Here is a 13,135-nt window from a genome sequence, read left to right on the forward strand (position 1 = left end):
TGTGGGAGCGAGCCTGCTCGCGAAGGCGATCTACCAGACGGCAACGTCGCAGGTGGCTTATCATTAGCCCCCTAACGACGCCCACCTCAAGGTCTTCTCCGGCATGCTGGCAATTTTCCTCGAAACCCTGAACATCACCGCCCCGGTGTTCGCCATGCTGTTTCTGGGGGTGTTGCTCAAGCGCATCGACTGGATCAACGACAACTTCATCCACACCGCCTCGGCCCTGGTGTTCAACGTCACCATGCCGGCGCTGCTGTTTCTGGGCATCCTGCATGCCGACCTGCATGCCGCGTTGCAACCGGCACTGCTGATTTACTTTTCCCTCGCAACCCTGGTGTGCTTTGCCATTGCCTGGGGCTGGGCGATCTTCAGGTGCCCGCGCGAAGACCGGGGGATTTACACCCAGGGCGCTTTTCGCGGTAACAACGGAGTGATCGGCCTGGCGCTGGCCGCGAGCATGTACGGCGACTACGGGATCTCCCTCGGGGCGATTCTGGCGGCGCTGGTGATTCTGTTCTACAACACGCTCTCGACCATTGTCCTGGCGGTGTACAGCCCGGTGATCAAGTCCGATCCGTGGAGCATTTGCAAAAGCGTATTCAGCAATCCGCTGATCATCAGCGTGATTGCGGCGGCACCGTTTGCTTATTTCAAAATCAGCCTGCCGGGATGGCTTGAGACGTCCGGCCAGTATCTGGCGCAAACCACCTTGCCGTTGGCGTTGATCTGCATTGGCGGCACGCTGTCGCTGGCGGCGATGCGAAAAAGCGGCAAGATGGCGTTGAGTTCAAGCCTGGTGAAGATGCTCGGCCTGCCAATTCTGGCGACCTTGGGTGCGTGGCTCTGGGGCTTTCGCGGTGCGGAGCTGGGGATTCTGTTCCTGTACTTCGGCAGCCCGACCGCCGCCGCCAGTTTCGTCATGGCCCGGGCAGCGGATGGCAATCATGAACTGGCGGCGGCGATCATTGTGATCACCACGTTGATGGCGGCGATTACCACCAACATCGGGATCTTTTTGTTGCAGTGGGGTGGCTGGATCTAGCGCCGCTCTTCGTCGGCCAGGGTTTTGCACGCCGGCTCGATTACCGGAGGCGCCTGGGTCGGATAGCGCATCGGTATGACCTGCACCGGGGTCGTCACGACGAAGCCATCGGCAAAGATCGCTTCGACAAAGGTCGCTTTCCAGCCATTTTCTGGAGTGTCGATCTGCATGCCGCCGTCGAGCGGGTCGGTGAGGCGCAGTTCTTCCGGTTCGTACTGGATGTCACAGGGCTGACGAAAGTCCCGGGCGTGCGGATTGGCCGCCGTCCACTGGATCACCCGCACCGGCGCTTCGGAAAACTGCAGTCCAATCGTTTGTGTTTGCTGATCCGGGGTCATTGAAATGACCGGCAAGGGCTGGTCCTGTTGCCAGCGATTGATGACGGGTATCAGTGAGTTCTCGATGAACCGTTTAATGCCGTAGTGGCTCGCATTAGGCGCGACTCGCAAGGCTTTCGGACCTGGAAGCCGGTCGAAGAAAAATCGCGCATTGTCTGGCAGGAAGAAATCGTCGTTGCTGGCGTTGACGATGTATTTCGGAATCGCCAGGCGCTCGGCATGGCGGGTCTGCAGGTAGTTCAACGGGTCTTCGATTTTCATCAGACGGGCGAAGTTTTCAGTCTTTATCCGTTGGGTGATGCCTTCGTGATGATAGTCAAAAAATGCCAGCGGCCAGTTCTTGCCGTAGCTTTGATAGGTATGTTCAAGGACGTTATCCGTGCCTAGCACGTCGATGACAAATGGCACGATGGCCTTGATCCTCTTGTCGGCAATGGCTGTCAGCCAAACGGTCCAGCCACGTTTCGATGCGCCGCTGGCAATGAAGCGGTCTATCCCCCAGGGTTGCAGCTCCTTTTGCGCGAGGTCCATGGCCTTGACCATCGACACCACCATGGGCAGGCGCACCGACATGAACGGGCGCTGGTGAGGGTCATCGAGAAAGAGTTTCCAGCTGTGGGCGACGCTGGCGTCTTCCGTGCGCGCAATGCCGTCGTCGGCATAGGTCAGGTACTGGTTCGGAACGTTGCTGACTGAAATGACAATCGTGCGTGTCTTACCCGCCACTTCAAGAGCCATGGCTTCGGTAAAGTCAGTCGGTTCGTTGGCATTGGTTTGCCCGGCGTTGGCGGTTCCGTTGTTGGCCACCAGCAGCGCCTGGCTGTGCAGGGCGTTGTCCGGAATGTAGATGTCAACCGTGTGTTTCCACTGTGCCGGGCTGACCAAGCCCTGTGGCGACCATTGCTGGGAGGACAATTCAAAGCTGCGTTTTTCAACGCCCGGAAATATCGTGCTCGCCTTGGCGGTGTAAAGCAGCGGGTTGGCGTCCTCGGCTTTCTTGTAACAGGCGAGCACTTCGCTGAAGTCTTGACCGCTGGCTTCGAAACACGCTTGGGCAGAGGCATGAATCGAGCTGCTGACGAGCAGGCTGGACAACATTAATTTCGACAATACGAACCTGGCGTTCAATTTCATGGGAACCTTCCTTGTGGTGCAGGGAAGGCTCGAATCCTGAGCGCAGCGAAGCTGCACCGACCATTCCCGTCTGGTTTTTGTCGGCGCAGTGTGTCGAAAAGAGGCTTGCGGGAACAGGTATGGCAGGGTGCTTTTTATTGTCGAAATATGTGGGTGAACTATTTAGCCACGAGCGTTACACAAGAGAAGTCTTCACTCCGGCTTCTGATAGCTGTCGATCACTTCCTGCGCCGCGCGAAACGCATCGATCGCCGCTGGCACCCCGGCATACACCGCGCAATGCAGCAGCGCTTCGCGTATCTCTTCCACGGTACAGCCGTTGTTCAGCGCGCCGCGCACGTGACCTTTCAATTCCTGCGGGCACTTCAATGCGGTGAGCGCGGCAAGGGTAATCAGGCTGCGGGTTTTCAACGGCAGGCCTTCGCGATTCCAGACCCCGCCCCAGGCATGTTCGTTGACGAAGTCCTGCAGCGGCTGGGTGAACTCGGTAGCGTTGCCCAGTGCGCGGTCGACGAAGGTGTCGCCCATCACTTGGCGACGTACTTCAACGCCGGTTTTCTTATTCTCGGTCATGGCAATTCCCTCTTACTGGTGTTGGCGACGCCAGGCGCGCAATGACGTGAACAACAAGAACGCCAGTAGCGCCGGCAGGACGAAAAAAAGCATCAGGTGTTCAAGCTTGCCGGCTAGCGGCATGCCGGTGGTGAACGACACCACGTGCAGGCCGTAAGCCAGGTACAAACCCAGAAACATCAGGCCTTCGGCGCGGGTCACCCGGTAACCGGAATAGAACACCGGCAGGCACAATGCCGCGACGCCAAGCATCACCGGCAAGTCGAAATCCAGGGCGTTTGGCGATACCGACAGAGGCGACGGAGCGATCAGCGCTGTCAAACCCAGCACGCCCAGAAGGTTGAACAGATTGCTGCCAATCACGTTGCCCACGGCAATTTCCCGTTCGCCGCGCAAGGCGGCGATAAGCGAAGTGGCCAGCTCCGGGAGGGAGGTGCCGACGGCGACGATGGTCAGGCCGATGATCCGCTCCGACAGCCCCAGGTCGGTGGCGACCGCTACCGCCGCACCCAGCAGCAGATGCCCGGCGTACACCAGCATCGCCAGGCCTGCGAGGATCATCAGCAGGCTGCGCAGCCATGGCGCTTCGCCGCTGTGGTCATGGCTTGATACCGGACGTGCCGAATGCCGCGACTGGCGCAGCAACAAGCCCAGGTACAGCAGCAATGCCACCAGTAGCATGACGCCGTCGGCACGGGTCAGTTCTTCATTCCACGCCAGGATAAACACCAGCAGGCTGGCGCCGATCATCAACGGAATATCCAGGCGCACCAGTTGCCGGGAAACCCGCAACGGTATGATCAGGGCGGAGAGCCCGAGGGTCACGAGGATGTTGAAGATGCTGCTGCCGATCACGCTGCCGACGGCAATGTCGGCGTTGTGCGCCAGGGTGGCTTGCAGGCTGACCGCCATCTGCGGTGCGCTGCTGCCGAGGGCGACGATGGTCAGGCCGATGATCAGTGGGCGTACATGCAGGCGTGCTGCCAGGCGCACGGCAGCGCGCACCATCAGTTCGGCGCCGGCAATCAGCAACACCAGCCCGCTGAGCAATTCGATCACGCTGATCAGGGGTAAATCGGCTAGTCCGAAAATGGTCGGGGCTCCGTCGGTCAGTCGAGGGCTTGCACGCGAACCCGCGCGGTGCCGCTTTTGAGCATGCCCAGCTGTTCGGCGGCTTCATGGGACAGGTCGATCAGGCGGCCACGGGTGTGGGGGCCACGGTCGTTGATGCGTACCACGCAGGATCTGTCGTTTTTCAGGTTGGTGACCTTCACCCGTGTACCGAAGGGTAGCTGGCGATGGGCGGCGGTCAGGGAATTCTTGTTGAAGCGCTCGCCACTGGCGGTGCGTTTGCCTTGGTGTTTGGCGCCGTAATAGGAGGCAACGCCGGTTTTGTCGTAGCCGTGCGGGTCGATGGTGTCGGTGCTGGCGCAGCCGGCGAGCAGCGAGAGCAGGGCGCAAAGTCCAAGTAGATGCTTCATTTGAAAGCTTCCGAAAACAAATGTGGGAGCGAGCTTGCTCGCGATTGGCATTCTGACAGTCAACTTTGTGTTGAGTGCCGGACCGCTATCGTCGGAACGCCGCCCGGAGCAAGCTCGCTCCCACAGTGATTTGAGCCAGACTTAAAAACTGGCTCCATTGCAATCAGCCTTCGAGCTTGCTTTTGAGCAGTTCGTTGACCTGTTGCGGGTTGGCCTTGCCTTTGGAGGCTTTCATGGCCTGGCCGACGAAGAAGCCGAACATCTTGCTGCGCTTGGCTTCGTCTGCCGCGCGGTATTGCTCGACCTGCTCGGCATTGGCTGCGAGCATTTCGTCCAGCACCGCCGAGATCGCGCCGGTGTCGGTCACTTGCTTGAGGCCGCGCTTGTCGATGATCTCGTCCGCGCTGCCTTCGCCGTTGGCCATCGCTTCAAACACCACCTTGGCTATCTTGCCGGAGATGGTGTTGTCCTTGATGCGCAGCAGCATGCCGCCCAGTTGCTCTGCGGAAACCGGCGACTGATCGATGTCCAGGCCTTGCTTGTTGAGCAGGCTGCCCAACTCGACCATCACCCAGTTCGCTGCCAGCTTGGCGTCACCGCCGATGCTCGCAACTTTCTCGAAGTAATCGGCTTGTTCGCGGCTGGTGGCCAGCACGCTGGCGTCGTAGACCGACAGACCGAACTGCTCCTGGAAACGCTCGCGTTTTTGCGGTGGCAGTTCCGGCAGGGTGGCGCGCACGTCATCGAGGAAGGTGTTTTCGATCACGACGGGCAGCAGGTCCGGATCGGGGAAGTAACGGTAGTCGTTGGCTTCCTCTTTGCTGCGCATCGGACGGGTTTCGTCCTTGTTCGGATCGTACAGGCGGGTCTGCTGGATCACCTTGCCGCCGTCTTCGATCAGCTCGATCTGACGCTGGATTTCGCTGTTGATCGCCTTCTCGATGAAGCGGAACGAGTTGACGTTCTTGATCTCGCAGCGCGTACCGAATTCGACCTGGCCCTTTGGACGGATCGACACGTTGCAGTCGCAACGCAGCGAGCCTTCGGCCATGTTGCCGTCGCAGATGCCGAGGTAGCGCACCAGGGCGTGGACCGCCTTGACGTAAGCCACGGCTTCCTTGGCGCTGCGCATGTCCGGCTCGGAAACGATTTCCAGCAACGGCGTGCCGGCACGGTTCAGGTCGATGCCGCTGGCGCCGCTGAACTCTTCGTGCAGGCTTTTACCGGCGTCTTCTTCCAGATGCGCGCGGGTGATGCCGACGCGTTTGACCGTGCCGTCTTCCAAGGCGATGTCCAGGTGGCCCTTGCCGACGATCGGCAATTCCATCTGGCTGATCTGGTAGCCCTTGGGCAGGTCCGGGTAGAAATAGTTTTTACGGGCGAACACGTTGTGCTGGCCGATCTCGGCGTCAATCGCCAGACCGAACATCACCGCCATGCGCACCGCTTCCTGGTTCAGCACCGGAAGCACGCCGGGCATGCCCAGGTCGATCAGGCTGGCCTGGGTGTTCGGCTCGGAACCGAAGGTGGTGGAACTACCGGAAAAGATTTTCGACCGGGTGGTGAGCTGGGTGTGAATCTCCAGCCCGATCACGACTTCCCATTGCATGTGTGTCTCCTCAGAAGCCGGTTGGGGTGCGGGTGTGCCAGTCAGTGTTTAGCTGATACTGGTGGGCAACGTTCAACAGGCGACCTTCCTGGAAATACGGAGCGAGCAGTTGCACGCCCACTGGCAGACCATCGACAAAACCGGCCGGCATCGACAGGCCTGGCAGGCCGGCGAGGTTGGCGGTGATGGTGTAGACGTCTTCCAGGTAGGCTGCGACCGGGTCGCTGTTCTTGGCGCCGAGCTTCCAGGCCGGGTTCGGCGTGGTTGGGCCGAGGATGATGTCGACCTCATTGAAGGCCGCCATGAAGTCGTTCTTGATCAAGCGACGAATCTTCTGCGCCTTCAGGTAGTAGGCGTCGTAGTAACCGGCGGACAGGGCGTAGGCACCGACCATGATCCGGCGCTGCACTTCCGTTCCGAAACCTTCGCCACGAGAGCGCTTGTACAGGTCTTCCAGGTTTTTCGGGTCTTCGCAGCGATAGCCGAAACGCACGCCATCGAAACGCGACAGGTTGGAAGAGGCTTCCGCCGGGGCGATCACGTAGTACGCAGGAATCGCGTGCTGCATATTCGGCAGGCTGATTTCCTTGACCACGGCGCCGAGCTTTTTCAGCTCTTCGACGCTGGCCATGACCAGATCGGCAATGCGCGGGTCGAGACCGGCGCTGAAATACTCTTTAGGCACGCCGATGCGCAGGCCTTGCAGCGAACCGTTGAGGCTGGCGCTGTAGTCCGGCACGGGCTCATCGATGCTGGTGGAGTCGTTCGGATCGAAGCCGGCCATACCTTGCAACAAAATTGCGCAGTCTTCGGCAGTGCGCGCCAATGGACCGCCCTGATCGAGGCTGGAGGCATAGGCGATCATGCCCCAGCGCGAAACGCGACCGTACGTCGGTTTCAGGCCGGTCAGGTTGGTCAATGCAGCGGGCTGACGAATGGAGCCGCCAGTATCGGTGCCGGTCGCCGCAGGCAGCAGACGAGCAGCAACTGCCGCCGCCGAACCGCCGGATGAACCACCCGGAACGTGTTCCAGGTTCCACGGGTTTTTCACCGCGCCGTAGTAGCTCGACTCGTTGGCCGAGCCCATGGCGAATTCGTCCATGTTGGTCTTGCCCAGGGTCACGGCCCCGGCAGCGGCCAGCTTGGCGACGACGGTGGCGTCGTACGGAGCCTTGAAGTTGTCGAGCATCTTCGAGCCGCAGCTGGTGCGGATGCCCTGGGTGCAGAACAGGTCCTTGTGGGCGATCGGCGCACCAAGTAGCGCGCCGTTCTCACCATTGGCCCGACGGGCGTCAGCGGCTTTCGCCTGCGTAAGCGCGAGGTCTTCGGTGAGGCTGATGAAGCTGTTGAGCTGCGGATCGAGCTGGGCGATGCGCGCCAGCAGGACTTTGGTCAGCTCTTCGGAGGAAAACTTTTTATCGGCGAGTCCGCGGGCGATCTCGGCCAGAGTCAATTGATGCATTGCAGGCTCTTTCCCTTTAGTCGATGACTTTCGGAACCAGGTACAGGCCGTTTTCGACCGCTGGTGCGATGGACTGGTAGGCCTCGCGATTGTTGCTCTCGGTCACGACGTCTGCACGCAGGCGCTGGCTGGCTTCCAGTGGGTGGGCGAGCGGCTCGATACCATCGGTATTGACCGCCTGCATTTCGTCGACCAGCCCGAGAATGCTGTTGAGGGCCGAAGTAATGTGTGGAAGATCGGCATCATTGAGGCCAAGGCAGGCCAGATGAGCGATTTTTTCCACGTCGGAGCGTTCAAGCGCCATTGGGATTCTCCAGTGGAAAACAAGACGGACGGCGTCCGTGTGTTAGATTGTCGGAACACTACCGCACTTCTACGGTCATATGGCCGCGATTGTGGGGTTTGGTGCACAGAAAAGCGGCCAATTTAACATATTGGCGCCTTGCCCAAAATCCCTGTCGTTGTTAGAGTTTGCCGCACTTTTTTACCCACGCGTTGCCTAGGGTCCCTATCCCATGTTCAAGAAACTGCGTGGCATGTTTTCCAGCGATCTTTCGATCGACCTGGGCACTGCCAACACCCTTATTTACGTGCGTGAGCGCGGTATCGTCCTGAATGAACCATCGGTTGTGGCCATTCGGACGCACGGTAACCAGAAAAGTGTCGTTGCTGTCGGCACCGAAGCGAAGCGCATGTTGGGCCGTACGCCGGGCAACATTGCTGCCATTCGTCCGATGAAAGACGGCGTGATCGCCGACTTCAGCGTCTGCGAAAAGATGCTGCAGTACTTTATCAACAAGGTTCATGAAAACAGCTTCCTGCAGCCTAGCCCTCGTGTGCTGATCTGCGTGCCATGCAAGTCCACCCAGGTTGAGCGTCGCGCCATCCGTGAATCGGCGCTCGGTGCCGGTGCCCGTGAAGTGTTCCTGATCGAAGAGCCGATGGCTGCTGCGATCGGTGCAGGCCTGCCGGTTGAAGAAGCCCGCGGTTCGATGGTCGTGGATATCGGTGGCGGTACCACCGAAATCGCGCTGATCTCCCTGAACGGTGTGGTCTACGCCGAATCCGTACGCGTTGGTGGCGACCGTTTCGACGAAGCGATCATCACTTATGTGCGTCGCAACTATGGCAGCCTGATCGGTGAGTCCACTGCCGAGCGCATCAAGCAGGAAATCGGTACCGCCTACCCGGGCGGCGAAGTACGCGAAGTCGACGTTCGTGGCCGCAACCTGGCTGAAGGCGTTCCGCGCGCATTCACCCTGAACTCCAACGAAGTGCTCGAAGCGCTGCAAGAGTCGCTGGCGACCATCGTTCAGGCCGTGAAAAGCGCTCTGGAGCAATCGCCGCCGGAACTGGCTTCCGACATCGCCGAGCGCGGCCTGGTGTTGACCGGCGGTGGCGCCTTGCTGCGTGACCTCGACAAGTTGCTGGCCCAGGAAACCGGCCTGCCGGTGATCGTTGCCGAAGACCCGTTGACCTGCGTTGCTCGCGGCGGTGGCCGTGCATTGGAAATGATGGATAAACACACCATGGACCTGCTCTCCAGCGAATAAATCGCCGGATCGCCTCTATGCTGTTGAGCGCGCAGGCGGCACTTTGCAGTGCTGCCTGTTCGCGTTTATCTTCTGTCGTCTGCATCCAGGCCGGTTTGATGCCGTATGAATAAAGAGAACATTTGCCTGGGAGGAGCGGCTTATTAAACCGCTTTTCACCAAGGGTCCCTCACTGGGCGTGCGCTTGTTGGTGCTGGTCGTGCTGTCGGTCGCGCTGATGGTGGTCGATGCCCGCTTCACACTGTTCAAGCCAGTGCGTAGCCAGATGTCGCTGGTGCTGATGCAGTCTTACTGGATCACCGACCTGCCGCAGCGGCTATGGCAGGGTGTGGCCAGCCAGTTTGGCAGCCGCACCGAACTGGTCGCAGAAAACGAAAAACTCAAGAGCGAAAACCTGCTGTTGCAGGGACGCATGCAAAAGCTTGCCTCCCTGACCGAGCAGAACGTTCGGCTGCGCGAGTTGCTCAACTCTTCGGCGCTGGTCAACGAAAAGGTCGAAGTGGCCGAATTGATCGGCATGGACCCCAACCCGTTCACCCACCGCATCATCATCAACAAGGGTGAGCGCGACGGCGTGGTGCTCGGTCAGCCGGTCCTCGATGCCCGTGGTCTGATGGGCCAGGTGGTCGAGTTGATGCCCTACACCTCCCGGGTCCTGCTGCTGACCGATTCCACCCACAGCATTCCGGTGCAGGTCAACCGCAACGGTCTGCGCGCCATTGCCAGCGGTACGGGCAACCCGGAGCGCCTTGAACTGCGTCACGTGGCCGATACCGCCGATATCAAAGAAGGCGACCTGTTGGTCAGTTCCGGCCTCGGCCAGCGCTTCCCGGCAGGTTACCCGGTGGCGACGGTCAAGGAAGTGATCCACGATTCCGGCCAGCCGTTCGCCATTGTTCGCGCCGTACCGACCGCCGCCTTGAACCGCAGCCGTTACCTGCTGCTGGTGTTCAGCGACACCCGGACCGCCGAAGAACGTGCCAACGATGCTGCCCAGGCCCAGGAAAGCCTGGATGCGCAGGGCGGTGGGCCGATCATTCCGGCGACCGTGCCAAGGCCGGCGGTTGTACCGGCGGCTGTTGCTGCTCCCGCTCCCGCTGCTCCTGCGTCTCCAGCGGCCACGCCGGCTGCCTCGACCCCGGCCAAGCCTGCCGCCAAACCTGCTGCCAAACCCACTGCGACTGCACCCGCCAAGCCACCGGCGGCGCAACCCGCTGTCGTCAAGCCTGTTGCCAAACCGCCTGTCTCCGCGCCGGCTACCACTGGGGGACGAGAATAATGGTCGGTGTTACAGCTTCCCGAAACGGCTGGATCGTCTGGCTGACATTCGCCATCGGCATGTTGCTCAGCGTATCGCCGCTGCCGCAATTCATGGAAATCCTGCGCCCCCTGTGGCTGGCCTTGCTGCTGGCGTTCTGGGCGCTGGCGCTGCCGCAGAAAGTCGGGATGGTCACCGCCTGGTGCCTGGGGCTGGCCGAGGATGTGCTGTACGGCACGCTGCTGGGTCAGAATGCGTTGATCCTGTCGCTCATCACCTACCTGGTGCTGGCGCTGCAACAACGCCTGCGAATGTTCCCGATGTGGCAGCAGAGCCTGGTGATCCTGGTGATCTTCGGCCTCGCCCAGCTGGTACAACTATGGCTCAGCGCCCTGACCGGCAACCGTCAACCGACCCTGGCGCTGGTATTGCCGGCACTGGTCAGCGCGTTGCTCTGGCCTTGGGTCAGCTTCGGTTTGCGCGGATTGCGTCGACGCTACAAAATCAACTGAGTCGCTCATGTATTCAGACAGGGAGAGGTCTTGATGAAACGGTTGTACCTCGCCTCTGGCTCACCGCGTCGGCGTGAACTGCTCACGCAGATCGGCGTGCCGTTTTCCGCAGTCAGTGCGGACATTGATGAAACCCCTTCATGTCACGAATCCCCCTCGGCCTATGTCGAACGCCTCGCGCGTGGCAAGGCTGAGGCCGGGCGCGGTGCGGTCGTGTCCGATGTAGATTTTTGCGTGCTGGGCGCCGACACCGCGGTCGTGCTGAACGGGAAAATTCTCGGCAAGCCGGTTGATGAAGCTGACGCTTGCGCCATGCTTATGATGTTGGCAGGACAAGAGCATGAAGTGCTGACGGCCATTGCCGTGCTTGACGGCGAGCGCTGCGAGTCCCGGGTGGTGCGCAGTCTGGTGCGTTTCCGTTCTGTCGGTCGCGATGAAGCGGCCGCCTACTGGGCCAGCGGCGAACCCCGGGACAAGGCCGGTGGCTACGGCATTCAAGGACTGGGCGCGGTGTTTGTCGCCGGGCTCACTGGAAGTTATTCGGCGGTGGTTGGACTGCCGTTGTGCGAAACCGCGGAACTGCTCGGCCATTTCGGCATACCCTGTTGGCAACCCAATAACGCGCGCTAAGCGTCGTACCCGGCCATTATCGTGAACATGCCTGAACGAGACCCTGCCATGAGTGAAGAGATCCTGATCAACATCACGCCGATGGAATCGCGCGTGGCGGTGGTCGAAAACGGTGTCCTGCAAGAAGTTCATGTCGAGCGCACGCAAAAGCGCGGGATCGTCGGCAACATCTACAAAGGCAAGGTCGTGCGGGTATTGCCCGGCATGCAGGCGGCGTTCGTCGATATCGGCCTGGACCGCGCTGCGTTCATTCATGCCTCGGAAATATCCTTGCGTGAAGGGCCGGCAGTCGAGAGCATCAGTGCGCTGGTGCACGAAGGCCAGAGCCTGGTGGTGCAAGTCACCAAGGACCCCATCGGCTCCAAAGGTGCGCGCCTGACGACGCAGCTGTCGATCCCTTCGCGTTATCTGGTGTACATGCCGCGCACCGCTCACGTCGGTATTTCGCTGAAGATCGAAGACGAAGCCGAACGCGAACGCCTTAAGCAAGTGGTCACCGATTGCGTGGCCAAAGAAGGCATCAAGGAAGCGGGCGGGTTCATCCTGCGCACGGCGGCCGAAGGCGCCGGGGCCGATGAAATCCTCATGGACATCCGCTACCTGCGACGTCTGTGGGACCAGATCAGCGAGCAGATCAAGACCATCAGCGCACCGAGCGTGATCTATGAAGATCTCGGCCTGGCGCTGCGCACTCTACGCGACCTGGTGAGCCCGAAGATCGAGAAAATTCGCATCGATTCCCGGGAAACCTTCCAGAAAACCACGCAGTTCGTCGCCGAACTGATGCCAGAGATCGCCGATCGTCTGGAACATTATCCGGGCGAACGACCGATTTTCGACCTGTACGGTGTCGAAGATGAAATTCAGAAGGCACTTGAGCGCAAAGTCCCGTTGAAGTCTGGCGGTTATCTGGTGGTCGACCCGGCGGAAGCGATGAGCACCATCGACGTCAACACCGGGGCTTTCGTCGGGCATCGCAATCTTGAAGAAACCATCTTCAAGACCAACCTCGAAGCGGCGACCGCCATTGCCCGTCAGCTGAGGCTGCGCAACCTGGGCGGGATCATCATCATCGACTTCATCGACATGGAAGATGAAGAACACCAGCGCCAGGTGCTGCGCACGCTCGAGAAGCAACTGGAGCGCGACCACGCCAAGACCAACATTATCGGCATCACCGAGTTGGGCCTGGTACAGATGACCCGCAAGCGCACCCGCGAAAGCCTCGAACAGGTCCTGTGCGAGCCGTGCACCAGTTGCCAGGGGCGCGGCAAGCTGAAGACACCGGAAACCATTTGCTACGAAATCTTCCGCGAAATCCTCCGTGAGGCACGCGCCTATCAGGCGGAAGGCTATCGTGTATTGGCGAACCAGCGAGTTGTCGACCGTCTGCTCGATGAAGAGTCGGGTAACGTCGCCGAACTTGAAGTTTTCATCGGGCGCACCATCAGGTTCCAGGTCGAAACCATGTATTCCCAGGAACAATACGACGTCGTGCTGCTCTGAACTGCTGCGTCTTGAATTTTCCTGAACGGCTGGC

12 protein-coding genes and 1 pseudogene are annotated in these 13,135 nt (G+C 60.2%); 6 read left to right on the plus strand and 7 right to left on the minus strand.

The window, feature by feature from the left end:
* Positions 1-103 precede the first annotated feature (103 nt).
* Entirely contained in the window at positions 104-1,045 is a 942-nt protein-coding gene (locus ACA054_RS04080) for an AEC family transporter (RefSeq protein WP_497688297.1), read from the plus strand.
* On the opposite strand, the gene ACA054_RS04085 is transcribed toward ACA054_RS04080, so the two are convergent.
* The 7 genes and pseudogenes from ACA054_RS04085 to gatC all read right to left on the minus strand — a co-directional run bounded on the left by ACA054_RS04085 (position 1,042) and on the right by gatC (position 7,946).
* On the minus strand, positions 1,042-2,517 hold the full coding sequence (locus ACA054_RS04085; protein WP_497688298.1) for a PhoPQ-activated pathogenicity-related family protein: 1,476 nt from the start codon (positions 2,515-2,517) through the stop codon (positions 1,042-1,044). The two genes, ACA054_RS04080 and ACA054_RS04085, sit on opposite strands and share 4 nt — an antisense overlap.
* A gap of 192 nt (positions 2,518-2,709) precedes the next feature.
* A complete protein-coding gene (locus tag ACA054_RS04090; protein WP_497637929.1) occupies positions 2,710-3,090 on the minus strand; it encodes a carboxymuconolactone decarboxylase family protein in 381 nt (126 codons plus the stop codon).
* A pseudogene (locus ACA054_RS04095) lies at positions 3,087-4,149 on the minus strand (calcium/sodium antiporter). The gene ACA054_RS04090 and the pseudogene ACA054_RS04095 overlap by 4 nt, the downstream one beginning before the upstream one ends.
* Before the next feature lie 50 nt (positions 4,150-4,199).
* Positions 4,200-4,571, minus strand: coding sequence for a septal ring lytic transglycosylase RlpA family protein (locus tag ACA054_RS04100; RefSeq protein ID WP_497688299.1), 372 nt, complete (start codon positions 4,569-4,571; stop codon positions 4,200-4,202).
* Between the two features lie 163 nt (positions 4,572-4,734).
* Positions 4,735-6,180, minus strand: a complete 1,446-nt coding sequence (gene gatB, locus ACA054_RS04105; protein ID WP_497688300.1) for an Asp-tRNA(Asn)/Glu-tRNA(Gln) amidotransferase subunit GatB — start codon at positions 6,178-6,180, stop codon at positions 4,735-4,737.
* Positions 6,181-6,190: 10 nt separating this feature from the next.
* Complete coding sequence (gene gatA, locus ACA054_RS04110) at positions 6,191-7,642, minus strand: Asp-tRNA(Asn)/Glu-tRNA(Gln) amidotransferase subunit GatA (RefSeq protein WP_497688301.1); 1,452 nt, start codon at positions 7,640-7,642, stop codon at positions 6,191-6,193.
* A 16-nt stretch (positions 7,643-7,658) separates the two neighbouring features.
* Complete coding sequence (gene gatC / locus ACA054_RS04115; protein ID WP_008054345.1) at positions 7,659-7,946, minus strand: Asp-tRNA(Asn)/Glu-tRNA(Gln) amidotransferase subunit GatC; 288 nt, start codon at positions 7,944-7,946, stop codon at positions 7,659-7,661.
* A gap of 211 nt (positions 7,947-8,157) precedes the next feature.
* Between gatC and mreB the strand changes: the two genes are divergently transcribed.
* The 5 genes from mreB to rng all read left to right on the plus strand — a co-directional run bounded on the left by mreB (position 8,158) and on the right by rng (position 13,101).
* Entirely contained in the window at positions 8,158-9,195 is a 1,038-nt protein-coding gene (gene mreB, locus ACA054_RS04120) for a rod shape-determining protein MreB (protein ID WP_002555108.1), read from the plus strand.
* Positions 9,196-9,337: 142 nt separating this feature from the next.
* Positions 9,338-10,474, plus strand: coding sequence for a rod shape-determining protein MreC (mreC, locus tag ACA054_RS04125; RefSeq protein ID WP_497690243.1), 1,137 nt, complete (start codon positions 9,338-9,340; stop codon positions 10,472-10,474).
* Complete coding sequence (gene mreD / locus ACA054_RS04130) at positions 10,474-10,965, plus strand: rod shape-determining protein MreD (RefSeq protein ID WP_497688302.1); 492 nt, start codon at positions 10,474-10,476, stop codon at positions 10,963-10,965. Before mreC ends, mreD begins: the two co-directional genes overlap by 1 nt.
* 33 nt (positions 10,966-10,998) lie before the next feature.
* Complete coding sequence (locus ACA054_RS04135; RefSeq protein ID WP_497688303.1) at positions 10,999-11,595, plus strand: Maf family protein; 597 nt, start codon at positions 10,999-11,001, stop codon at positions 11,593-11,595.
* 48 nt (positions 11,596-11,643) lie between these two features.
* Complete coding sequence (gene rng, locus ACA054_RS04140; protein WP_110746812.1) at positions 11,644-13,101, plus strand: ribonuclease G; 1,458 nt, start codon at positions 11,644-11,646, stop codon at positions 13,099-13,101.
* The last annotated feature ends 34 nt before the right edge of the window (positions 13,102-13,135 follow it).

The sequence above is a fragment of the Pseudomonas sp. LBUM1653 genome (genome assembly GCF_059716115.1).

Coding starts and splice junctions, on each gene's coding strand:
- ACA054_RS04080 (WP_497688297.1), top strand. CDS start 104: ATGCTGGCAATTTTCCTCGAAACCCTGAACATCACCGCCCCGGTGTTC.
- ACA054_RS04085 (WP_497688298.1), bottom strand. CDS start 2,517: ATGAAATTGAACGCCAGGTTCGTATTGTCGAAATTAATGTTGTCCAGC.
- ACA054_RS04090 (WP_497637929.1), bottom strand. CDS start 3,090: ATGACCGAGAATAAGAAAACCGGCGTTGAAGTACGTCGCCAAGTGATG.
- ACA054_RS04100 (WP_497688299.1), bottom strand. CDS start 4,571: ATGAAGCATCTACTTGGACTTTGCGCCCTGCTCTCGCTGCTCGCCGGC.
- gatB (WP_497688300.1), bottom strand. CDS start 6,180: ATGCAATGGGAAGTCGTGATCGGGCTGGAGATTCACACCCAGCTCACC.
- gatA (WP_497688301.1), bottom strand. CDS start 7,642: ATGCATCAATTGACTCTGGCCGAGATCGCCCGCGGACTCGCCGATAAA.
- gatC (WP_008054345.1), bottom strand. CDS start 7,946: ATGGCGCTTGAACGCTCCGACGTGGAAAAAATCGCTCATCTGGCCTGC.
- mreB (WP_002555108.1), top strand. CDS start 8,158: ATGTTCAAGAAACTGCGTGGCATGTTTTCCAGCGATCTTTCGATCGAC.
- mreD (WP_497688302.1), top strand. CDS start 10,474: ATGGTCGGTGTTACAGCTTCCCGAAACGGCTGGATCGTCTGGCTGACA.
- ACA054_RS04135 (WP_497688303.1), top strand. CDS start 10,999: ATGAAACGGTTGTACCTCGCCTCTGGCTCACCGCGTCGGCGTGAACTG.
- rng (WP_110746812.1), top strand. CDS start 11,644: ATGAGTGAAGAGATCCTGATCAACATCACGCCGATGGAATCGCGCGTG.